This is a genomic window from Alteromonas sp. G4i35 (assembly GCF_054960375.1).
In genome coordinates, this window is record NZ_JBHNZD010000004.1 from 1 (window position 1) to 23,405 (window position 23,405).

General features: G+C 45.2%; 22 protein-coding genes. 15 read left to right on the forward strand and 7 right to left on the reverse strand.

All coding sequences use genetic code 11. From position 1 onward, the window contains the following. The coding region (locus ACFI6L_RS02930; protein WP_462573394.1) for a retention module-containing protein at positions 1-1,725 on the reverse strand (1,725 nt) is incomplete at its 3' end. 247 nt (positions 1,726-1,972) lie between these two features. Here ACFI6L_RS02930 and ACFI6L_RS02935 point away from each other — a divergent pair. The 4 genes from ACFI6L_RS02935 (at position 1,973) to ACFI6L_RS02950 (ending at position 8,056) form a co-directional block, all read left to right on the forward strand. Next, positions 1,973-3,919 carry a TolC family outer membrane protein gene (locus ACFI6L_RS02935; RefSeq protein WP_462573395.1) on the forward strand — a complete coding sequence of 649 codons (1,947 nt, stop codon included), beginning with the start codon at positions 1,973-1,975 and terminating at the stop codon, positions 3,917-3,919. A gap of 76 nt (positions 3,920-3,995) precedes the next feature. Continuing rightward, positions 3,996-6,095 carry a type I secretion system permease/ATPase gene (locus tag ACFI6L_RS02940; protein ID WP_069943877.1) on the forward strand — a complete coding sequence of 700 codons (2,100 nt, stop codon included), beginning with the start codon at positions 3,996-3,998 and terminating at the stop codon, positions 6,093-6,095. Beyond that, positions 6,092-7,459 carry an HlyD family type I secretion periplasmic adaptor subunit gene (locus ACFI6L_RS02945; protein WP_462573396.1) on the forward strand — a complete coding sequence of 456 codons (1,368 nt, stop codon included), beginning with the start codon at positions 6,092-6,094 and terminating at the stop codon, positions 7,457-7,459. The genes ACFI6L_RS02940 and ACFI6L_RS02945 overlap by 4 nt, the downstream gene beginning before the upstream one ends. Then, positions 7,460-8,056, forward strand: a complete 597-nt coding sequence (locus ACFI6L_RS02950; RefSeq protein ID WP_014948583.1) for a helix-turn-helix transcriptional regulator — start codon at positions 7,460-7,462, stop codon at positions 8,054-8,056. On the opposite strand, the gene ACFI6L_RS02955 is transcribed toward ACFI6L_RS02950, so the two are convergent. From ACFI6L_RS02955 to ACFI6L_RS02965, 3 genes are all read right to left on the reverse strand, one after another. Next, entirely contained in the window at positions 8,031-9,965 is a 1,935-nt protein-coding gene (locus ACFI6L_RS02955) for a bifunctional diguanylate cyclase/phosphodiesterase (RefSeq protein WP_462573397.1), read from the reverse strand. The genes ACFI6L_RS02950 and ACFI6L_RS02955 overlap by 26 nt on opposite strands. A 6-nt stretch (positions 9,966-9,971) precedes the next feature. Continuing rightward, complete coding sequence (locus ACFI6L_RS02960) at positions 9,972-10,652, reverse strand: transglutaminase-like cysteine peptidase (RefSeq protein ID WP_462573398.1); 681 nt, start codon at positions 10,650-10,652, stop codon at positions 9,972-9,974. A 154-nt stretch (positions 10,653-10,806) separates the two neighbouring features. Beyond that, positions 10,807-11,988, reverse strand: coding sequence for a flagellar assembly protein T N-terminal domain-containing protein (locus tag ACFI6L_RS02965; RefSeq protein ID WP_462573399.1), 1,182 nt, complete (start codon positions 11,986-11,988; stop codon positions 10,807-10,809). A gap of 299 nt (positions 11,989-12,287) precedes the next feature. On the opposite strand from ACFI6L_RS02965, the gene ACFI6L_RS02970 reads away from it, so the two are divergent. Beyond that, complete coding sequence (locus ACFI6L_RS02970; RefSeq protein ID WP_014948587.1) at positions 12,288-12,773, forward strand: LPP20 family lipoprotein; 486 nt, start codon at positions 12,288-12,290, stop codon at positions 12,771-12,773. A 145-nt stretch (positions 12,774-12,918) separates the two neighbouring features. Here ACFI6L_RS02970 and flgN read toward each other — a convergent pair whose 3' ends face one another. From flgN to flgA, 3 genes are all read right to left on the reverse strand, one after another. Next, positions 12,919-13,350, reverse strand: a complete 432-nt coding sequence (gene flgN / locus ACFI6L_RS02975) for a flagellar export chaperone FlgN (RefSeq protein WP_014975873.1) — start codon at positions 13,348-13,350, stop codon at positions 12,919-12,921. A 39-nt stretch (positions 13,351-13,389) separates the two neighbouring features. Next, positions 13,390-13,719 carry a flagellar biosynthesis anti-sigma factor FlgM gene (gene flgM / locus ACFI6L_RS02980; protein ID WP_014948589.1) on the reverse strand — a complete coding sequence of 110 codons (330 nt, stop codon included), beginning with the start codon at positions 13,717-13,719 and terminating at the stop codon, positions 13,390-13,392. Positions 13,720-13,821: 102 nt separating this feature from the next. After that, positions 13,822-14,538, reverse strand: a complete 717-nt coding sequence (gene flgA / locus ACFI6L_RS02985) for a flagellar basal body P-ring formation chaperone FlgA (RefSeq protein WP_014948590.1) — start codon at positions 14,536-14,538, stop codon at positions 13,822-13,824. Between the two features lie 277 nt (positions 14,539-14,815). Between flgA and ACFI6L_RS02990 the strand changes: the two genes are divergently transcribed. From ACFI6L_RS02990 to ACFI6L_RS03035, 10 genes are all read left to right on the forward strand, one after another. Further along, a complete protein-coding gene (locus ACFI6L_RS02990; RefSeq protein ID WP_014948591.1) occupies positions 14,816-15,745 on the forward strand; it encodes a chemotaxis protein CheV in 930 nt (309 codons plus the stop codon). 15 nt (positions 15,746-15,760) lie between these two features. After that, positions 15,761-16,591 (forward strand): CheR family methyltransferase, encoded by an 831-nt coding sequence (locus ACFI6L_RS02995; protein ID WP_014975874.1) that lies wholly within the window; start codon positions 15,761-15,763, stop codon positions 16,589-16,591. Positions 16,592-16,792: 201 nt separating this feature from the next. After that, the gene (flgB, locus tag ACFI6L_RS03000; RefSeq protein WP_014948594.1) at positions 16,793-17,227 is read left to right on the forward strand and encodes a flagellar basal body rod protein FlgB; all 435 of its coding nucleotides are present in this window, start codon (positions 16,793-16,795) and stop codon (positions 17,225-17,227) included. Between the two features lie 2 nt (positions 17,228-17,229). Beyond that, positions 17,230-17,652 (forward strand): flagellar basal body rod protein FlgC, encoded by a 423-nt coding sequence (flgC, locus tag ACFI6L_RS03005; protein WP_012517627.1) that lies wholly within the window; start codon positions 17,230-17,232, stop codon positions 17,650-17,652. A gap of 31 nt (positions 17,653-17,683) precedes the next feature. Next, positions 17,684-18,370 carry a flagellar hook assembly protein FlgD gene (gene flgD / locus ACFI6L_RS03010; RefSeq protein WP_012517628.1) on the forward strand — a complete coding sequence of 229 codons (687 nt, stop codon included), beginning with the start codon at positions 17,684-17,686 and terminating at the stop codon, positions 18,368-18,370. Positions 18,371-18,384: 14 nt separating this feature from the next. Further along, positions 18,385-19,770: a flagellar hook protein FlgE gene (gene flgE, locus ACFI6L_RS03015; RefSeq protein ID WP_462555939.1), complete on the forward strand. Its 1,386-nt coding sequence runs from the start codon at positions 18,385-18,387 to the stop codon at positions 19,768-19,770. A 224-nt stretch (positions 19,771-19,994) separates the two neighbouring features. Next, on the forward strand, positions 19,995-20,738 hold the full coding sequence (locus ACFI6L_RS03020; protein WP_012517630.1) for a flagellar basal body rod protein FlgF: 744 nt from the start codon (positions 19,995-19,997) through the stop codon (positions 20,736-20,738). Positions 20,739-20,784: 46 nt separating this feature from the next. Then, positions 20,785-21,573 carry a flagellar basal-body rod protein FlgG gene (flgG, locus tag ACFI6L_RS03025; protein WP_014948598.1) on the forward strand — a complete coding sequence of 263 codons (789 nt, stop codon included), beginning with the start codon at positions 20,785-20,787 and terminating at the stop codon, positions 21,571-21,573. A gap of 11 nt (positions 21,574-21,584) precedes the next feature. After that, positions 21,585-22,265 (forward strand): flagellar basal body L-ring protein FlgH, encoded by a 681-nt coding sequence (gene flgH / locus ACFI6L_RS03030; protein ID WP_131137252.1) that lies wholly within the window; start codon positions 21,585-21,587, stop codon positions 22,263-22,265. A gap of 22 nt (positions 22,266-22,287) precedes the next feature. Continuing rightward, a complete protein-coding gene (locus ACFI6L_RS03035; RefSeq protein ID WP_462573400.1) occupies positions 22,288-23,400 on the forward strand; it encodes a flagellar basal body P-ring protein FlgI in 1,113 nt (370 codons plus the stop codon). Positions 23,401-23,405 lie beyond the last annotated feature (5 nt).

Sequence of the window (23,405 nt, forward strand, 5' to 3'; positions counted from 1 at the left end):
CAAGGTTGGCGTAGTGTCGTTACCTGTCGCTATGGTGTCGATAGTGATCGATGGTGCAGTGGTATCAATTACGCCCGTGGTGTCTGTGGTTGCTGTATTGCCAGCCTCATCCGTCACGCTGGCGTTAACGGTAAATTCACCTTCGGCCAATTCAGCCGGCACATCAACGCTATACGTGCCGTCTGCTTGCACAATGGTAGTCACGGTTTGCGTATTGCCCGCACTATCAGTAATGGTTAGCGTAACTGTGCTACCCGGTGTGGCATCAGTGGTACCTGACAGGGTAGGCGTGGTGTCGTTATCAGAACCCGGCGCATTAATTGTAATGGTTGGGGCGGTGGTATCAATTACCCCTGTAGTATCAGCAGTTGCTGTATTGCCTGCTTCATCGGTCACGCTGGCGTTAACGGTAAATTCACCTTCCGCTAATTCAGCGGGTACATCAACGCTGTACGTGCCGTCAGCCTGCACAATGGCGGTCACGGTTTGCGTATTGCCTGCACTGTCGGTAATGGTTAGCGTAACTGTGCTGCCAGGAGTGGCATCAGTAGTACCTGAAAGGGTAGGTGTGGTGTCGTTATCAGAACCTGGCGCATTGATGGTAATGGTTGGGGCGGTGGTATCAATTTCCCCTGTGGTATCAGCAGTTGCTGTATTGCCTGCCTCATCAGTAACACTGGCGTTAACGGTAAATTCGCCTTCAGCTAATTCAGTGGGTACATCAACGCTGTAGGTGCCGTCTGCCTGCACAATGGCAGTCACGGTTTGAGTATTGCCTGCACTGTCGGTAATGGTTAGCGTAACTGTGCTGCCAGGAGTGGCATCGGTTGTACCTGAAAGGGTAGGCGTGGTGTCGTTATCAGAACCCGGCGCATTAATAGTAATAGTTGGAGCGGTAGCGTCAATTTCACCAGTGGTAGAACTATCTGCAGTATTACCTGTAGGTTCTAATACGGTAGCATCTACCGTGAACTCACCATCAGCCAGTGCGTTTGGTACGTCTACACTGAACGTACCGTCGTCTTGTACTATGGCGGTAACAACCTGAGTGTTTCCCTCACTATCGGTAACGGTTAGTGTAACTGTACTGCCTGGAATTGCTGAAGTAATGCCTGATAGTGTTGGCGTGGTGTCGCTTGTTAAGCCAATCGCATCTAGGGTAAGTGAAATGTCTTGTGCTTGCTCGCCTGTTCCAGAAAACTCAACTGGCGTAACATCGTCGTTGCCATTTGCACTTTGATCGAACTGGAAACCCACTGGATCGACTTCTTCATTTATGCGATCAACGCGCACAAAATTACTACCGCCGTCAGTACCAGCGCCGCCATCTAGACCCGCCGCGGTTGCTTCTAACGATTCTAAAATGTCTCCATCACCAGCAAGTACATCAAGAAAGTCAGCGTCACCTTCTTGGTTGTTATCATCAACGCCGTCAACACCGTCAAGTAATGCTGTTAGCTCATCGACACTTTCATCAAAAACAGCAAATTCATCGTCAGAATTGTTTTCGGTGAAATCTAATTGCAGCGGGAAAGTAACACTTTGTCCGGCTGGAAGTGTGCGAAGTTCTCCATCTACACTTACGGTAACAAATCCATCAGGTGATATGCTTAATACGTCGCCTTCCGCCACCGTCATACCGACAGTAACATTGACCTGTTCACCTGTTTCACCACGTACTAAAGAAGCCTCGCCGTTTACTTCTGCAATGATTACTTCAGCCATAATTCCCTCTCAATCGATAAATTTGCACGCTATACAAAAAGCGTAGCAGGGCTTTTTTATCTCGTTACCGGACCGTGGTACGGGGGACACATATCCTTTGGTATAAGTTGTAGGGAATTCCCCCTAATTAATTCATTTTTAGGTCAAAAAATGGTGCAGCAGTTTGCAGAAAATTTATTAGCGTCTACTTTTTAAAAGTAAGAAACGACACAAATGTCGCTTAGTATTTATATAGTGAGATGCATATATGAAGTTGATAAATTCAGTGCTTTCCAAGGTTGTTATTGGAGCAACTGGCGCTGTGCTGGCTCATGCTGCCATTGCTCAAAGCAATGGTGTTGGTAACTCACCAGTCAGTTTGGAAGACTATGTTCGCAAGGTAGTAAACGAAAACCCAGAAGTGCAAGCCAGCTGGCGTCAACTTCAAGTGGCTATGTCAGACGTTGATATTGCTCGTGGCGGCTTTCGCCCTCAGGTCGATGTGTTGGCATCAAGTGCTTATACCGATAGAAATTACGGGCTAGATCGGGAATACATGGGACATACCGCGCAAATCGCCTTAACCCAGATGCTATACGACGGTTTCTTAACAAGCAGTGAAGTTAAACGTTTTAAACAAGCGCAAGTGGTTCGCTTTTTCGAACTAATGGGTGAAGTAGAGCAAAAATCTCTGGATACAGCGCTCGCCTACATGGATGTGAAGATGTTTCGCGAGCTCTTAAAACTCGCTGAAGAAAACTTAATTACTCATGTGGACGTGTTTAAACAAATTGAGGAGAGTGTAGAAGCTGGTGTAGGTCGTCGTGCCGATTTGGAACAAATTAGCGGCCGTTTGTCTCTGGCTGAGTCTAATGTGCTTACCGAGCTGTCTAATTTGCACGATGTTACCGCGCGGTTTTTACGGTTGGTGGGCGAGAAGCCCGCGAATAACTTGCAGCCGGTAACGTTAAACTCTGCCTATGTTGATGCTAGTGTTACTGATATTCAAACCTTACTCACTAGCGCCTACGGCACCAACCCCCAATTCAATGCTGCTATTTACAACATTGATGCCCAGCGTTACGCCGTGGACAGTGCAAAAAGTCTTTATCATCCACAAGTTAATTTAACCGCAAGTTACGGCGCACAAACGCGAGACCAAGCTGCGCTGAATAACACCATTACTGAAGCCAGTGTTGGCGTCAACTTTTCTTACAACTTATATAATGGTGGTTCGGACCGCGCAGCGATTCGACAAGCTTTATCGCAGGTAGATTTAGCAAAAGACTTGCGGGATAAAGCCTGTATCGATATGAGACAAACGGTACAGATAGCTTATAACGACATTATCAATATTACTGAGCAGCTACCCTCACTGAATGCCCACCGCCTGTCTTCAGACAGAGTAAAGTCTGCATACATGGATCAGTTTACCATTGGCGAACGTTCTCTATTGGATTTGCTCGATTCCGAAAACGAGTACTACGAATCTAGTCGCGCATATTTAGAAGCACAATACACCTTAGAAAAGGCGCGCGTAAGACTGCTTGCGGCTTCGGGTAGCTTGGCACAAACGTTAGGAATTACAAAAGATGGCGTGCCAGATGTACTGAACAAAGCTGAAGAGAGAATAAGCTACGACCCTAACTACGTTTGTCCGGCCGTTCGTACAAACTTTGAAGATGAACTTAATATTCTTAAGCGCGACACAGATGGCGACGGCATTGTTGATTTGTGGGACGACTGCGTCGATTCTACGCCTGGGGCTATGGTCGATGACTTTGGTTGTGAAGCCAAAGAGCCTGATATGGCGCCAGAACCAAGTGCTGCAGATTTTACGTTAGATAATGCGAAGATAATCAATTCATTCAACGTCAATATCGAATTTGCGTCTAATTCTACCGAGGTTTTGCCTGAATATGAGAACTCGCTTCAGGATGTCATTGAAGCCTTAAACAATGACCCAAATTCAGGGGTGATTATTCACGGTCACGCCTCTTTAGATGGGGATGCAGCCTACAACCAGCGGTTGTCTGAACGCAGAGCTAAGGCGGTTGCGTCGCTGCTTATGAATAAAGCGAACATAGAAGCTAGAAGAATTACTGCGGTTGGTTACGGAGAGAGTCGTCCGCTGGTTGATGAAGAATCAGACGCGGCGAACGCCCGTAATCGCAGAATTGAAGCGGCTATTATCCAGCTTCCTTCTAACGAATAGCAATGTGTAGGCCTATATGAAGGAAAAGAAGGTCGTAGACGACATATCCTATTTGGAACAGCAAGGAGGCGTAATGATGGATTGTTTGATTACGATCTGTCATGCGCACCATCTGGATGTATCTCGAGTCAGCCTGCTCAGTGGGCTTCCCTTAGATAGCGGCGAATTATCGCCCACAGGATTTGAGCGTGCAGCTAAACGGGCGGGACTCGCCAGCAGAACGGTTAAGCGCGATTTAGACCACATTAATACTGCGCTTTTGCCCGCTGTATTAGTCTTAAATGAAAAGCAAGCCTGTGTACTACATGGCTTAGAGCCTACCCATGCAAGAGTTTCGTATCCAGAACTAGATGACGCCGTGGTTGAAGTTCCCAGAGATGAACTTGCTGCCCGTTATACTGGGTACATCATATTTGCTCGTCCAGAGATGCATGCGCAAGAAACTAATGCGCAAATTGACAAGTCCTCGGTAGGGCACTGGTTGTGGTCATCTATCAAATCTGCAAAAGGGCTGTATAGGGATGTACTAATAGCCTCTGTTTTTATTAGTCTGCTTTCCATTGCCCTGCCTCTTTTTGTAATGAATGTATACGACAGGGTGGTGCCAAATGCGGCACTGGAAACCTTGTGGGCGCTGGCGATCGGCGTGCTTTTAGTTCTCGCGGCAGATTTCCTGTTACGCATGCTTCGTCAGTATTTTGTAGAGCTGGCGGCAAGTCGGCTAGATGTCACGCTTTCTGCAAAAATTATGGAAAAAGTACTGTCTATAAATTTGGCCAGTAGACCAGCAAAAAGCGGTTCCTTTATAAACAGCTTGCAATCTTTTGAGAGTATTCGGCAGTTTTTTGGTTCTGTAACGCTGGTGGCATTGGTTGATTTGCCATTCGGGCTCCTGTTTGTCGTTATCATAGCCATGATCGATTTTTATTTGATCATTCCTATTCTTATTGGCGCAACTGCGCTTTTCCTATACGCCATGAAAGCGCAGCGCGTAATGCGTTCTCTTTCAGAAGAGTCGATGGAGATTAGTTCTCGAAAAAGCTCCCTCGTTACCGAAAGCGTGACTTCTTTAGAGGACATTAAGGCTTTTGGTTACCAGAGCCGAAACCAAAGTGCGTGGGAAAAACAGACGATATTTCTAGCCAAAGTCAACGCCAAGCTGCGTTTGGTTTCGATGTCGGTAAATAATGCTGCACTTTGGGTTCAGCAGTCAGTCGGCGTTGTAATCATTTTAACTGGTGTATATCTGATCATTGAAGGTGTAATCACCCAAGGTGGATTGATTGCTGCCTACCTATTGTCTAGCCGAGCTATGGGGCCGGTCTCCCAGGCTGCGGCTTTATTGGCGCAATACCATCACGCTGAGACGGCGAAGAATGCCCTTGACGATATTATGTCTTTACCGAGTGAGTCAGGCAGTAATAAGCAGATAAAAAGTAATATTGTGCTTAAGGGGAATATTGATGCAAGCCAGCTTTGCTTTAAATATCCGGATGAAACCGTACTTGCACTCAAAGACATAAACTTCTCAATTAAACAAGGTGAGCACGTAGCGATTTTGGGCAAAAACGGATGCGGAAAATCTACCTTGAACAAACTGCTTATGGCCTTTTACCGCCCTGAGTCTGGGCAGTTACTCGTGGATGGCATTGACCTTCAGCAATACGACCCGACACTACTTCGCAAACAGATAGGTTACGTGCCACAAGACGTCAGCCTTTTCTACGGTTCATTGAAAGACAATATTATGTCTGAAGATTTACATATCGATGAAAGTGACTTTTGGGAGGTACTGACTCAGTGTGGTTTGGCGAAACTTGTTAATGGAAATGCCAACGGGGTAGAACAAAATGTAGGTGAGCGAGGTAGCTTACTTTCTGGTGGTCAGCGACAAGCAGTAGCGATGGCTAGAGCGATAGTGCGAAACCCTGCGATATATATCATGGATGAGCCTACCTCAGCCATGGACTCAACGAACGAAGCGCAGATGAAGGAAACTATAAAAGCAGCGACATCCGGCAAAACACTCATCATCAATACTCATCGTACTACGCTGCTTGACCTTGTTGAGCGCGTGATTGTTGTCGAGAACGGAAAAGTTATTGCTGACGGTAAGAAGGAAGATGTACTTGTTCAGTTTAAACAGCCAAGTCAAATACTTAAGAGGGCGCCATGATTTCAAACAGTGGTGGTGAGAAAAAAGACTGGTTGCAGCGATTAATGCGAGGTTGGCTAGCGCCACCTCCAGGTCAGGACTGGGTATTGGAAGCCGAGTGGTCACGTATAATGCAAACGCCGGTAAAAGCCCGTGGGCTTTTGTATTTGGTATCACTAGTTTTATTTCTTTTGGTGGTGTGGTCGTATTTTGCAGAGATTGATGAAGTTGCCAAAGGCGATGGGAAAGTCATACCGTCACAGCAACTACAGGTTCTCCAATCCTACGACGGAGGAATTGTACAGGATATATTAGTACGAGAAGGGCAAACGGTTAAAGCTGGGCAAGTGTTATTAAAGGTTGATCCTACCCGATTTTTGTCAAGCCTTGAAGAAAACACAACCCAGTTTGCGGCGCTGGCGGCGAAAGTGCAGCGCTTATCTGCGCTTACCCAAGGTGACGTATTGCGGTTTAATCGAGAGCTTCGCGAACAGGCACCAACGATCGTTGATAACGAACGCAAGCTTTACAATTCCAATTTGGCTGAGCTTGATGAAGTCGCAGCAGGATCGGATTCTCGTATTATGCAACGCCGTCAAGACGTGGAAGAAGAGCGAGCGAATCTTTCCCAGTATCAAAACGTTTTGTCCCTCTCAAAGAAAGAGCTCTCTGTGACCAAGCCATTACTTGCATCAGGTGCTGTGTCGGAGATTGAAATCCTTCGATTGGAACGTCAGATAGTAGAGCTAGAAGGAAACATCACCAAGTCCAAGGTAGCGATTGAGCGTGGCTTAAACGCCATCGAAGAAGAAATCATAAAGAAGGAAGAAGCGCGTCTTAAACTGGTTAATCGATGGAACCAAGAATTGACCGAAGCCACCGCCGAAATGGCGACATTGCAGCAGTCTCAAACCAGTTTAGAAGATGTGGTGTCACAAGCAGCGCTGAGATCGCCAATTAATGGTACGGTGCAGCGCTTGCTCATTAATACCATTGGTGGGGTCATTACACCAGGCAGCGCGGTAGTGGAACTCGTTCCTCAAGATGATCAACTTATTGTTGAGGCAAAGGTCTCGCCTAAAGATATTGCGTTTATTCGAGAAGGGCAGCAGGCCATATTAAAGTTCAGTGCTTACGACTTTACTATTTATGGCGGTATGTCTGCTGAAGTCCAACATATCAGTGCTGACGCCATTACCAACGAGAAAGATGAAACCTACTATTTAGTCAGGCTTGAAACGAAGAAAAGCATTGCTGATGAAGCGTTAGATATTTTACCTGGAATGATCGTACAGGTAGACATATTGACGGGAAAGAAAACTGTCCTTAACTATATCTTATCCCCTCTGTTCAATGTTACAGCCTCTGCGCTGCGGGAGCGTTAAATGAGACATTTCATTGCCGAGAAAGATTTGCAAGGGGCGCTAACCCAGTATTCGTGGACCAGCTATAGTCGGGTTGATCAACTAACATGTGATCAAACTGATTGTATATGGATATTGGCAAGTGATGAGAACTGGCGGCAACAGCTAATTGAAGCCAAGCAAAAAGTAACGCAAGTGGTATTACTGACCTACAAATATGACCGTTTAGAGATGCAAACAGCGCTGATGCTAGGCGCTAGGGCGTATTGTCACGCATTAGGAACCCAGTCTCTTTTATCTTCGGTAGCGAGGGTGATAGAAGCCGGAGGCATGTGGTTACCTAATGAGTTGCTTTTAGTGACAACATCTAATGTGGCGGTCAATCTGCAGTCTAAACGAGTGCTACCTGCTTTAAGTGGCTTAACGAACCGCGAAAAGGACGTATTGAGCGGCATTTTAGATGGGTTAAGCAATAAAGAAATTGCAAGAGAGCACGGTATTACCGAGCGTACCGTTAAAGAATATGTGGGTACGCTCTTACACAAATTTGAGGCAAAGGACCGAATCAGTCTATTACTTCGACTTGGTGAATTTAGTCATCTAAAAGATGCTCTATAACTTCCATATGTGATACAACGCCGTCAATACCAAGTTCTATAAAGAGCGCTTGATGATCAGAGCGTTTAACGCCGTCGGCGTATACTTTAATACCGAAAGTATGCGCCAGTGAGCAGAAGCCTCGAAGGAAAGCGTGATTAGCTGGGTTGAAATCTATGTCGGCCATAAATGCGGAATCAATTTTCACATAGTCTAGCCCCATCTCTTGCACATCTAACAGTTGAGAGAACGATTCGCCTACACGTTTAAGGCCTATTTCGCATTCTTTAGCTTTAAGTGTAGTGCAAAAGTCGCTAAATTCGTCAGGGAAACGTGTTGCTGTAGATTCTCTTACTTCGAAGCACAGCTGTTTAGCTGCTTTTGAGTTGATACCTATTTGATAATAAAGCTGTGCAAGGGTTTCAGGGTCTAGCATGAACTGTTCAGAGCAAAGAAAAGCAAACTTTGATTCTGTGCCAGAACGGTTAATGTAATCAATAAGGTGAATAATGGTTGTCAGTTCTAACTGTGGCAACAAACCTAAGTAACGTGCCCAGTGGGTATAGAAGCCGCTCTTTCTAAGCTCGCCGTCTATGTTCACCCCAGCCCAGCTTTGGTAATGAACCAAATTTCTGTCTATATCGAGCACTGGGAAATTAAATGTTTCTACATCGCGCTCATCGATAGCACGTTTGAGCTCTTGCTCCCATCGCTTCTCTTCCACAAGTGAAATGAATTCTCTTAGCGGGGCCTCGACAAACGGTTCGTCCATTTCATCCGCTTCGGCTTCATCTATCATTGCATCAGCGCGCATAAGTGCGTTTGAAAAGCTGTCATCCGGTCGTAATTTCACAACCGACTGAAAGACTTGAGGGTCGCCATCGCGGCTAAATGCACTCAAACACGCACCGTGTAATGCTTCAGATATAGTAACGGCATCGTGGGTTTCGGTGAGGAGAATAACAAATTCATTTTTTTGCATTCTAGCAATACGACTGTCGGTGAAAAGGTGGTGATGCATAGAAAGGCAATCATTAATTTCTTCAACGAAGTCGCGAATACGATTTTTACGTATATTGGCCGGGGAGCGCAAGAAACCTTCGCCCTCAGTAAATCTCACAAAAAAGACGCAGTTGACGCCTTCTGTATCGCGAAAGGCAAGTTGGCCTTTTAAAATCGATATAAAATAGTCTCTGTTGGCGACACCAGATTCGTCGTCGAATTGGGTTTTATAGCGCATGAGATCAAGGCGGGAATTTTCCTCCTCCATAATCTTCTTGGACGTTCTCGCTAAGAAGTTCATCGCGCGAACCACACGTTTGAGTTCTAGCGTGCGAGGTTCGGGCAGTTGAACAAATTTCATTTCACCAAAAGACTCGGCTTGACTAACAACGCCATCCAGAGGTCGAATAATAAAACGAAGTGCCCACGCGCCTATTATTCCTGAGAAGATACCTACAAGGGACAAGCCAAAAATGAGCCGTTGAGTAGCGCGCCACATAGATGCGACGGCGAAGCTGGTGTCGGTTTCAACATATATCGTACCGTACTGACCCCACCCCTCGCTAACCTGAGCAATACCTGGATTGACATTCGGTGAGAAATTGTCTGCAAACCATTTGGGCGTGTCTTCATCTAATTGCACTTCGTGGGTGTGGGCAGACACAATTTCGCCGTCCGCTTTTTGAAGTACAATTGTTGCGTAGTGTCCTATATCGAATTGGGACATGATGAAAAGGTCTAAAGATACGGGGTCTTTTTCTAATCCACTTAGCGTTAACGCCATCATACTGGCGTTATCTAAGTTTTTTGAATAAAGCTGTTCTTCTACGTATTGCTTCGTAGTAATTCCATGAATTGTCACGCTACCTGCAATTGCAACAAGGACAACGACTACAATGGCTAGCCATAATTCTCTTGTTATTGACATAAACTCCTAGGACCTTCTGCTAATCCCCTCTTGCTTCATGCGCTCAATAACGTCACGCCACCTAGATAGTCTACTGGTAGACGAAGAAACCTGTGCCGTTTTGCCTGGTTGCCAAATACCTGAGTCGTTAAAACTAAAAACAGGTATCAAGTCTGTGCGCTGTGAGCCGGGTAATACATTAGACACTAAGCTGTCTAGCACAAGGGGATCCGATGAAGGGGTATCATAGTATCCTAAAACCATGTGTGCTTGTGTTACTCGACTTCTACCAATCTTCGCTTTTACATAAATTAGGCGAAGTTTAGAACTATCGATACCTAAGTGTAGCAGAGCTACGTATTTTGCAATGGCATAATCCTCACAATCTCCGCGAGAATGGCCAAAAAGTTCAGAAGGGGTTGCCCAGTAGTCTTTTTCTTTAAACACAATATCGTCAGTAGCATACTGAATATGCTCATCAAAGAAAGCGTTTACACCAAGCAATTGATCTTTGACACCCTTACTTTCAAGAGCGTGTAGGGCAGCTTCTAGCGCTGCAACGTGTGATGCTTTATCAGCTCCAAATTTATTTTTTACTTCCTGTTCAAGCTTTGGAAACTCGATTACATACTGATCCTTCATTTGCTGTCCAGCCAGTAGCAGGGCCACTAATGCTAAGCAGTGCGACGCAAATAGAGAAAGGGTCATAACTTCATTATTTTAGTTATACTAAAGTATAGGCGAGAGTAACCGTCTTCACCTAAAGTTTAAGTATAATTTGCTATACGTAGTTATAGGTATAACATGGCTGTGCTGATAAACCAACCATGATTTCGAATGCTAAAGTGGAAATCGAGAAAGACTATTTTTTTACTACAAAATCGTGTTCTTGAATGTTTGCGATAATTCCTGCACCTTCGTTTACTACTAGAGACGAATTACCGTAGGCACTACTCACTACAAATTTGCCAGGATATAGTGAGTACTGTAAGTATTTACGGCCACGGTTATCGACAATCTCTTTAGCTTGATAAAGGTATAGTTCATCTTTTTCAGAAATGCCATTGTCTCTGCCTAAAGATACAGAAATTTTATCGCCGGCAACATTAATCACTCTACCTGTCATTGGCTGGCATGCAGTGGCTTCTTTTATGTCTTCAATCGCTTCTGCTATTGTCGCGTTGACAGTTTGCCCATAAAGCGACTGCCAAAACTTCGTCGAAAATTCATCTACATCTTCGAATCTGTCGAATGTCCATTCTCCTTGATTCTGATAAGACTTAGTCAACAACAGGCCTCCATTAATGCCGTCATAGACCTGAATGGTCATAGCAAAGGAGCGTCGAGAAGTACCCTCACGCCACGGTGTAAAAACCGAAGCCTCTTCCCGTGTCACGCTTAAATCATCTATCATGCCCACCAGCACAAATTGAGTATTACTTTGCGCTGAAAGCGTGCGTACATTTTGGTCAGTATATCGACTGTCAAATTTTGCAGTATGTGGCGCGATATAGATAATATCTAGGTTTTCAGTTTTATTTCGCATGGTCTGCGCTAACTGCTGGGTGAATGAAGCATCGAAATTGGGAATATTACCCTGTGTTAATTGCGCTCTGTTACGTACCCTGAAATGTGTGGTAGCGAAATGTTTTTGGTCATTTTGTGCGGCACACACTTTTCCTCTTGGAAAAATGTCAGCGCGAATACTTACCGTAATCACATCGCCGCTATAAACTTCATCAACTAGTTCCAGTTGTTCAACTTCGCCGGTAGAGTGAATGGTCATCTCTTCATTTTTAAGAAGACCATTTGTAAGCTTGGCGACACTATGAACTGATGCGCCTGCAAAAAGCATGGCTTGCTTAAGTGCCTCTTGGGTAGCCGCATGTCTGGCAGTTTCCTTATCACCATTTCGCACCACAGCCTGTCCTGTAGCCTCGTACCACACGGCATTTGCTTGCCCAACCAAAAATGCAAACAGGCAAATTACCGCCACGACTGCATTTAAAATAGTTACCAGCTTTGTTTTGCTAATATGTCGCACCGCACACCTCTGGAGGTTTTTATCTAACTGCGCTATGCAAAGCGCCCGGTTTATGAAGCGAAGTATGCGAAAAGAGTGCCAGTTGATGTGGTTTGTCGCCATTAAATCAATCGGGCGCATATCTTGCACATATCTTGCAACGCGTATCTTGCTAAAGGTTTGTAAAACGCGTCAGTTTAGATATGTCAAAATCTGCTACCGCGAGTATGGCAGTATCTCGTAGTTACAAGGCTGCCACCGACGAGAGCAGCGTAACTACACATTTGATTTTATTAATAATGTAATTTGGAAATGAAACTATGTGCTTGAAAAAAATACATAAATCAAAATCGCTGCTGCTGTCTTGCTTTCTTGGTTTAGCAATAAGCACTGGTGGATGCGGCATTATTGATAAACACGTTGAGTGGGAAACAATAGAACCAGAAAGCTATCCCGTGCTCAAGGCGGTAGGCTATGCGCCAATTTCTTCTCAGCACGGCGAAAGCGACAGCATGAAGCTTATAATGGCGATGAAAGCGTCAAAATTAGATGCATACCGAGAGCTCACTGAACAAGTCTATGGTCAAAAAATTGAAGGCAATCAGTCTCTGTCTCACTTGGTTATAGATAGCGAAACATTGCGAGCATCTGTAGAGGGGGTCATTAGAGGCGCTGAAGTCGTAAAAGCCTATCCGGTAGGTGAAGATACATACGTCACCGAACTCGCTTTAGATATGCAGCAGGTTTACGATATATATCTGTCGACCGCAAAACCGCGCCGAGTAAAGGATGTTAAGTATTATTAAACATTAGCGAAAGGGGAGTTTGCGCAAGTGGCTGTATCGTGAAGTCTTAAATCATGCGCAAATTCACAGAGGTATAATTTACTTTTACCGGTTAAGGCTTAATGGTTAAAGCTCGCTGAGTGGGGTTTACTGAAATCGCAAAAAATTAGGCGCTCACTCCCGACCCTAAAGTCCCGCCTTTCGGCTTTCCTTTTTTGTCATAGGTGAGCGATTCTTTGGCACGAACTTCCATCATCAAGTTACGTAAGTGTGTGAGGCGTAGCTGTCCTTGCTCTACGGCTTTTTGATTGACTTGTGTGCGGTATTTGCAATCGTCCAGAAGTTTCTTTGCATTAGCCATTAATGCTTCATCTTCTTCTGACATTGAGCCTTGATCGCTAATTGTGCGCTCAATGCTTCCATCGAGAGCCTGAATAGACGTTAACAGTGCTGTCTTTTCGTCTAATAAGTTCATTAAAGATTCTGCGTCTCGCGAACTGATAAGTTGCAATTCTTTTTCAAGCAATACGGCAAGTGAAGACAGTTGCTCCACTTGCTTTATTAGTGCTTGTGTCAATTGGCTTTCTTGTTCAGTCACGTTAGCTCTCTTCTGGTTAGTTACGAGTTTTGTCGCTCACTATTTAGCGCCAAAAATCTCACCTTCTAGTTTTGCAATCTTGTTGGCAAGCACTTCAGGATTAACTTTATACTCGCCACTTTGAATCGCTCGCTTAAGGCGATCGACTTTATCTTGGTTCACAGGCGCTTCCGAACCTTTCTTCTGAACCTGGTTGAGCTGCTGAGCAGATTGCGTCAACGATACAGAATCCTGACGCGGAACTGATGCGGTTTGCGCAGCCTGTGTTGATGCCTGCTGTGGAGATTGCTGCGTTTGGTTTTGCTGCGCAACCTTTCCATTATCAACGGGTGTTTTCGGTAACCCATTGTTTATATTGTTAATTGCCATAATTAGTCCTCACTACTTTTTCGCCTCTGTAAAGTGTATCGGCCTTTCGGCTAATTTCTTTAGCTAAATTGTGAACAAAAAAGTAGATATTCGCTGCCTCGTTTATAAGTGTATCACGACTTCTTCAGGGCTTGCGACTCTTGCTATCACCGCCTTTTGGCTACTGGCATTAATTACCTTAATATTGTCACCAACAACACCGTCTTGCTGAGCGATTCCGGCTGTTTTCACTTCCATACCTGCTACCTCAGCAGTTATGGTAATTCTGTCGCCTTTGCACACAAAGCATAGCATATTTGACTGTATAGCTTGTCCGTCAGTCACTCGGCGTTTTATTCTAGCCCCAATAAGTGCTTCTAGCTCAGTAAATGCGGTATGGCGCAATCGTCTTACATCAACTTTTGCCAGAGAGAGATTCGATGATGTTAGTACGGTTCCTGGACTTATTGCGCCTTGAGTGACAACAATTTCTTTGGTACGCGTTACTTGCCCGCTGGTAAAAAGGTACCATTCATTATTTCTACAGCTCACTCTAACTGATATATACGATTGGCTCAGCGCTTCTTGCGACGCGTTGTATTCGAACCCAGTTGGGCAGTCAGGAATATTTATCCTATCGTCTATCTTCACAATAGACACATCAATGCTAGTATCCTGCGTATTATCAGCAAGTTGAGTTATTAGGTATTGTTTTGCGCCTTCTTCAACCTGTTTGTGATTGGTTTGTGTCGCCAAGCAGTTCATAGAAAGCACACTGAAAACGGTTAATGACAGTAATCGTGTGAATGTAAGGCGCGTTTTGGCGTTCATATTTTTCATCATGACTTTTCGTGTTCAGTTTACAAGTTATTGACTATGCTTAATACGGCCGGTTTGCTTAGTGCAAATAAATAACAGCCAAAGTAAATCCATAAGGTTTACAAGCACGAGCGTCAACGCAGGATCATTGACTAAGTTAAGGTATAAACCCTACTAAAGACTGAAAAATGCTATTTAGTGTCATTTTTCTGTCGTTTGACCTGCAAAAATTTAGTGATATTGTCTATCTTTATCATAAGAGGCAATGATCATGCCCAGTATTACTTAGAGGTGACCTATGTCGGGGATTTTAGATTCAGTAAACCAGCGCACGCAGCTTGTTGGGCAGAATCGCTTAGAGTTGCTGCTGTTTAGACTGAACGGCCGCCAACGCTTTGGAATTAACGTTTTTAAAGTGCGGGAAGTGCTTCAGTGTCCTCCGCTAACAGCAATGCCGAAATTAAACCCGTTGGTTCGTGGTGTGGCGCACATCCGTGGTCAAACCATATCGGTCATTGATTTAAGTATGGCAACACGCGGCCGTAAAATTGAAGACCTCTCTAATGCCTTTATTGTCATTGCGGAATATAACCGTTCAGTTCAGGGCTTTTTGGTGGGTGCCGTAGAGCGTATCATCAACACCAATTGGGATGCGATCATGCCGCCACCTCAAGGTACCGGCAGAGCAAGCTATTTAACGGCGGTGACTGAAGTTGAAAACGAACTTATTGAAATTCTAGACGTTGAGAAAATTTTAAATGAAATTTCTCCGTTGAATGCCGAAGTAAGTTCAGAGGTGGCAGAAGGTCTGACAACCGAAGGCCAAGAGAACAAAATTATCTTTATTGCAGATGACTCTGCGGTAGCGAGAAACCAAGTTAAAAAGGCCCTAACTTCACTAGGCTTAGAAATTGAGCTAGCTAAAAACGGTCTTGAAGCATTAAACAGGCTTAAAGAAATTGCGGAAGAGTATGGCGATGTAACGAACCGTGTAGGCGTGCTGGTCTCAGATATCGAGATGCCAGAAATGGACGGCTATACACTAACCGCCGAAATTAAGAATACGCCTGAACTTCAAAAGCTTCATGTTGTATTGCATACGTCGCTCAGTGGTGTCTTCAACCAAGCTATGGTGCAGAAAGTAGGGGCTGATGACTTTATCGCGAAATTCCACCCCGATGAACTTGCTACCGCGGTACAAAAGTGGCTAATGACTGAGTGCGAATAACGGAGCAAGATTGGATTGGCTAATAAAGACGTTTCGCCAGCAAGTTACCTCAAATTTAGAGAGTTTTTGGAAAAGCAATGCGGCATAGTATTAGGTGATAATAAACAATACCTGGTGCGCAGCCGTTTAGCTTCATTACTCTATAAGCATAAGTATGAGTCTGCTGACGAACTGATTGACGTGGTTGTGAAAGGGTTCGACAGAACTTTACTACAGAACGTTATTGACGCAATGACCACAAACGAAACGTTGTGGTTTCGAGACAACTATCCCTTCGATTTACTTGTAAAAGAGTTACTACCAACACTATCGGCAAAAAATCAGAAGCTTCGCATATGGAGTGCCGCTTGTTCGTCTGGACAAGAGCCTTATTCTATTGCGATGTCTGTACTTGAATATCAGCGCCAAAGGCCAGGTGCATTAAGAGCGGGTGTTGAAATTGTTGCTACAGATTTATCGTCAGAAATGCTGCAAAAGTGTGAGTTAGGTATTTATGACGAACTGTCCCTTGCAAGGGGATTGTCCCCGCAAAGGAGACAGGCCTTTTTCCAGCAAAATGATAGCGGGCTAATGCAGGTAAAACCCGACGTTCGTCGGATGGTAAGCTTTAGAAGTCTAAATTTACTTTCGAGCTATGCAGCACTTGGCCGCTTTGATATCGTTTTTTGCCGTAATGTTTTGATTTATTTCTCGGCCGAAGTAAAACAACGCATCCTGCAACAAATTGCCGGACAGCTGCAGCCTCAGGGTGTGCTTTTCCTTGGCGCCTCAGAATCAATCAGCGCTGCAAGTGATACCTACAGTATGGTTAAGTGCCACCCTGGCCTTTACTATCAAAAAAAATGATCTAACTTATCGGCCTGATAAATAATACTTTTTTTACGATCAGGTCGACACTTTTGACTTACACCCTCCGTCAAAATCTCATTATGGCATTTGCCTTGCTAACTATTTCTACAAACGACAGTAAAACGGCAAGATTCGATATTTAATTGTCCGCTTACATTGTCACCACGAACAAGTTTTTAGTATGTCAGAGGTCATGTTATGGCTATTAACCTAGATAAGCTGGTTGGCTTTCATGAGTCAGCACTCACTATACGCACAGAGCGTATGGAAGTGATTTCTGGAAATCTAGCGAACGCAAACACGCCTGGTTATAAAGCGCGGGACATTGATTTTAATAAAGCAATGCAGTCGGCTATGCGAGAAGCATCTGGTGGTACAGCCAATCACGCTTCTTCAGGAATGGTGCGGACAAATGATCGCCACTTAAGCGGCAATTCTACGTCAGTAGCGGCAAACTTTGACATGCAATACCGCATCCCAACACAACCAGACACTGGCGACGGTAACACGGTTGAAGTTCAAGCGGAAAGAAATCGGTTTTTAGACAATGGATTGCGCTACCAAGCCAGCCTAGAATTTTTGAACGGAAAAATTAAAGGCATGAAAAAAGCGCTTAGCTCAGGAGGTCAGTAGTCATGAGTTTATTTAATGTAATGCAAATTTCGAGTACGGGTATGGAGGCGGAGAATGTACGTCTTAATACTACGGCAAGTAATATTGCCAACGCTAACTCGGTTAGCAGCAGCTATGACGAAACATACCGAGCTCGCCATCCAGTTTTCGCTACGGCGTTGCAAGATGCAATGCGCGACCAGTCGAAAGGTGCAGGTGTTCAAGTAAAGGGTATTGTAGAAAGTGATGCTCCTTTGCAAGTGGAGTATTCACCTAACAACCCGATGGCAGATGAAAATGGCTACATCTATAAACCCAACGTGAACATTGTGGAAGAGATGGCGAATATGATGTCAGCGTCCAAAGCGTATGAAACTAACGTGCAGGTTGCGGACACCACAAAGCGTATTTTCCGTCGCGTACTGCAGCTAGGTCAAGGGCAGTAACTTGCCGCTTGAATAATGTGAGGATTACTCAGTGAATACCATAAACAATACTGGCTTAAATACTGATCTGTATTGGCAAGAGGAAACCGTCAAAATAGCTGACGGCACCGAGCAGCAGTTAACCCAGGAAGATTTCTTCTCAATGTTAACTGAGCAGTTAGCCAATCAGGATCCCACTGCACCCGTTGATAACGATCAAATGGTAGCGCAGATGACATCATTTACGATGGCCGACGGTATTTCCCAGCTTAACGAAAAGTTTGAGTCGTTTGCAGCTTCAATGACATCGAATCAAGCGTTACAAGCTTCTAGTCTTATCGGGCAAAACGTGCTGGTTCAAGGTAACGTGGGTTATATGGCCAATGAAGGCGATGGCATTTCGGGTGTCATCGTGAATGAAAAAACAGTTCAGAATATGACGATCACTATTGAGAACCAGTTTGGTGAAGTCATAAAAACCATTGATGCAGGCACACAAAGCGCTGGCAACATTGAGTTTGAATGGGATGGCAAAGATAAGCATGGCAACCAGATGGCACCGGGTGAATATGTTATCAGTGCCACTGGCGAGTTGAATGGAGAAGGTGTTCAGCTGAATACCGCCGTTAATCGCCATGTTGGAAGTGTAAGCTTGGCTGGTAGTGGTCAAGGCGTAATTTTGAATTTGGATGGTGATGTCAGTATCAATCTTGATGACGTCATTCAAATCGGCAGTTAGTAGGAGAATCAATAATGTCTTTTAATATTGCACTGAGTGGCGTATCAGCCGCACAAAAAGATTTGGATGTAACCGCCAACAACATCGCAAACGTAAATACAGTTGGCTTTAAAGAATCTCGCGCTGAATTTGGCGATGTTTATGCGGCATCACTGCTTTCAGGTGGCAAAACTAAAGTAGGTGACGGTGTACTCACTCAAGAAGTTGCTCAGCAATTTTCTCAAGGTAGCCTTCAGTTTACCAATACCTCGCTTGATTTGGCGATCACAGGTAATGGTTTCTTTGCGACAGTACCTGAAATTACGTCTCGCGACTTCTCGTTCACACGTGCGGGTCAGTTCAAGTTAGATAGCGACAATTTCGTGGTTAACAGTAACGGCGATAACTTATTGGGTTTCCCCGTTAACTCTGATGGTACAAGTGCCTCGGTAGCACTTAGTACTACAGAGCCAGTACGTATCCCAGATTCTTCGGGTTCTCCCGCACAAACCACAGAAGTTGACATTCGAATGAACTTGCCTGCTGGTGATGCAGCCCTAGATCCACAAGATTTTGACCCTGAAGATCCGCTTACCTACAACGCAGCAACATCGGTAACCGTTTACGATTCGTTAGGTGATAGTCACGTAATGACCTATTACTTCATAAAGGATGCGACACCGGGTGTTGATAATGAGTGGTATGTTGCTACTGCAATCGATGACACGCTAGTTGATATGACAGATTCAGCGGGTAATAACACAGACCCAGCAACAGCAGTAAATAGTGTCGGTGGTAACACTGGTAACGCCGTAACAGCATCTAAACTCATCTTCTCTCAAGGCGGTGATTTCGCTGGTATGGAAACGCCTGATGGCCTACCTACACTTGATTTCAAAATGGAAACAGAAGCGCTAGGCGCAGGTATTCTTGCTAATGGCTCAGATCCTACGCAGCAAATAAGTATAGATTTCAACCTCGATGTTAATAGCGCTACGCCTAATGAGCCGACTCAGTTCGCCTCTGCGTTCGAGGTTACATCATTAGAACAGGATGGTTTGCCTGTAGGTCGATTGACGGGTATCGATATCGGTCCTGACGGCCTGGTTCGTGCAACGTTCTCTAATGGTACGTCTGAACCTATTGTTCGTGTCGCTTTGGTTCGCTTTTCTAATGAACAAGGCCTAACTCAAGAGAGCAGTACTCAGTGGAAGGAAAGTATTCTTTCTGGTGAGGCACTAGCGGGTGAAGCAACAACTGGTACTTTCGGCGAAATTAACTCTTCGGCGCTAGAACAAGCTAACGTTAACCTTACCACTGAGCTCATCGATATGATTATCGCTCAGCGTAACTTCCAGGCAAACTCGCGTGCGCTTGAAGTGAACAACTCGCTAAACCAGACTATCCTTAACATTCGATAGTTTGCAGTAAGCTACATTAGCAGATTGCTAAGCGGCAAATTTTAGGCGCGGAAAACCGTACCTATTTGACCCGATTTAGAAAGGTCGCAACAATGCGACCTTTTTATTTTTCTATATATATCAATTCAATACCGCCCTTATTTTTCAATTGCACTAAATATCCACAGATTGGCACTGCCTTTGCAAAATCTTGTTTAAGGTTTAATCAGAGTCAAAAGTCAGTCATGGACAAACTTCTCTATATTTCAGCAAGTGGCGCCTCCCAAGACCTACTAGGAACAGGGATTAGGGCTAATAACTTGGCTAATGCACAGACAACGGGATTCAGAGCGCAGTTAGAGCAGGCAAGGTCAATGCCGGCCTACGGCGAAGGTTTGCCGACTCGCGTGTTTTCCATGACAGAAAGCCCGTCGAATAATTACGAGTCGGGCCCGATGATTAAAACAGACCGCGATTTAGACGTAGCCATTCAAGGTGATGGTTGGTTCGCTGTACAAGATCAAAATGGTCAAGAAGCTTACTCGCGTGATGGAAATTTCAAGTTGGGCGATGACGGAATTTTGACAGATATCCACGATCGCGTCGTGCTTGGTGACAATGGGCCAATATTCCTTCCTGTTCCTTTAGATAATCTCAATATTGCGGCCGATGGCACGTTGTCAATGAGACAGTTAGGTGCCCCTGCCAATGTTATTGAAGAAGTGGGGCGACTTAAATTAGTTAGCCCAAACTATGCAGACATGGAACGTGGGAACGACGGCTTATTTAGAATGGAAGATGGCTCAATAGCGCCAGCCAATGCCAACGTGAAAGTAATGTCGGGCATGCTTGAAGGTTCCAACGTCAATGCGGTTGACGAAATGGTAGACATGATAAGTCTGCAGCGTCACTACGAGCTTCAAGTCAAAATGATGAAGCAAGCAGAGAAACTAGATCAAAGTGGCAATGCGTTATTACGCATTCTGTAAACGAATTTTTATCATCGTTGCCCCATGAGCAACGTCGGAGGTTAACATGCATCCAGCACTATGGATAAGTAAAACCGGACTAGACGCCGCACAGACTGATGTGGCAGTGGTATCTAACAACCTAGCCAATGCGTCAACAGTGGGCTTTAAAAAAGACCGCGCGGTGTTTGAAGATTTGCTTTATCAGAATATCAATCAGCCAGGCGGTCGTTCATCTGCTGACACAGAGCTTCCTTCTGGGCTTATGCTTGGTTCAGGCTCGAAGGTCGTTGCTACTCAAAAAGCACATACGCAAGGTAACCTGTTAACCACTGAAAACGCGCTTGATATGTCAATTCAAGGCCGTGGTTACTTTGAAATATTGCAGCCAGACGGCACCATTGCATATTCGAGAAATGGTCAGTTTTCACTGAACGACCAAGGCCAAATTGTTACATCTGGCGCGGGCTTTTTGCTTCAGCCTGAAGTGGCTATTCCCGAAGATGCGCAACAAATCACAATTTCTCAAGATGGTGAAATTAGCGTGAGCATACGGGGCCAAGCTGAACCGCAGGTACTCGGTCAGCTTAATATTTCTGACTTTGTTAACCCAACCGGATTACAACCAACCGGACAAAACCTTTATGTAGAGACAGCGTCAAGCGGTGCGCCTATTCAGGGGATCCCTGGTCTGCAAGGATTGGGTTATATCTCACAAGGCACGTTGGAAACCTCTAACGTAAACGTGACCGAAGAGTTAGTAAACCTTATCGAAAGCCAGCGCTTGTATGAGATGAACTCAAAGGTTATCTCATCGGTCGACCAAATGCTTGGTCAGGTTATTCAGCAACTTTAGTAGGTAGCATCATGCGTATTTTAGGTTTATCTGCTGCACTTCTGATACTTAGCGGTTGCGCAAGTACAAACGAGCCTCCCGTTCAGGCAAACGACCCGTCGTTTGCACCGGTAGTGCCAGATTACCCGCGTGAAACGGTAGTAGAGGACGGCTCGCTTTTTCGTTCGCAGCTTGCTAACAACTTATATTCTGACGTTACCGCAAGAAGAGTCGGTGACATCATCACTGTAACGTTAAGCGAGAATACCCAAGCGAGCAAATCAGCCGACACTAGCACAGCGAAAGATTCAAACGTCAATCTTAACCCTATTACCGGGCTTGCTGGGCAAGCGATAAACATTGGCGGAGAGTCCGTACAATTAGGAATAAGTTCATCTCGAGATTTCTCCGGTGATGCCACTGCTAACCAAAGCAACAGCTTAAACGGCGCTATCTCAGTTACTGTGGTCGACGTACTTCCTAACAGCAACCTTGTTATTCGTGGCGAAAAGTGGCTAACCCTGAATCAGGGCGATGAATATATTCGTCTTACCGGCATCATTCGTCCGGCAGACATTAGTCCCGAGAATGAAATCGTGTCCACTAAGGTTGCAAATGCGCGTATCCAATATTCGGGTACGGGAAGTTTTGCGCGAGCACAAGAAAAGGGTTGGTTAACCAAGTTCTTTGATTCTGCTTGGTGGCCTCTTTAGGTTTTAGGATAGGAGAGTGAACATGCGTTTGTTTTCAGTAGTATTAGCCGTTTTCACAACGCTTTTATCTTTACAGGCAGGTGCGCAGCGCATTAAAGATGTAGCGAGTATTCAAGGCGTACGTAGTAACCAATTAGTGGGATATGGTCTTGTTGTAGGTTTGCCTGGAACGGGTGAACAAAGCCCGTTTACCGAACAAAGTTTCAGAACCATGCTGCGCAACTTTGGTATCAGTCTTGACGCTAACACCAAGCCAAAAATACGAAACGTGGCCGCAGTGGCGGTACACGCCGACCTGCCTGCTTTTGCAAAACCCGGACAAACCATTGATATTACGGTTTCTTCAGTTGGCGAAGCGGCCAGTCTTCAAGGCGGAACACTGCTCCAGACGTTTCTTCGCGGTGTTGACGGTAAAGTCTACGCTGTAGCGCAAGGCAGCTTAGTCGTGAGCGGGTTTGGCGCACAAGGCGGTGATGGCTCTCGTATTGTCGTTAATACGCCAACGGTAGGCAGAATTCCAAACGGTGCGATGGTAGAGCAATCTGTACCAACAGGCTTTGCCAATGGCGACACGTTAACGCTTAACCTCCATTATCCAGATTTCTCAACAGCCAAGTCGCTTGCAGATACGATCAACGAGCGCTTAGGTGCACAGCCGGAAAATGGCTATGTTATTGCTAAGCCCATTGATGCAGCGTCTGTTCGCGTGTCGGCCCCGCGAGATGTCGGTCAGCGCGTGGGCTTTTTGGCAACCTTAGAAAACTTCGAATTTACACCAGCTGATGCGCCAGCGCGTGTGGTTATAAACAGCCGCACAGGCACCATTGTTATCGGCAGTGACGTTCGCTTGTTACCAGCAGCAATTACTCACGGCGGGCTAACGGTGACCATCTCTGAAAATCAGCAAGTTTCTCAACCTAACGCGTTTGGTGAAGGGCAGACAGCTGTTACCACTCAGTCGATTGTTGATGTCGATTTGGCAGATAGCCGCATGTTTAAGTTTGAGCCAGGCGTTACTCTGGACCAGCTTGTGCGCGCGGTAAATGAGGTGGGCGCTGCGCCGGGCGATTTAATGGCAATTTTGGAAGCATTACGTCAAGCAGGCGCGTTGCGTGGAGAGCTCGTTATTATTTAAAACGA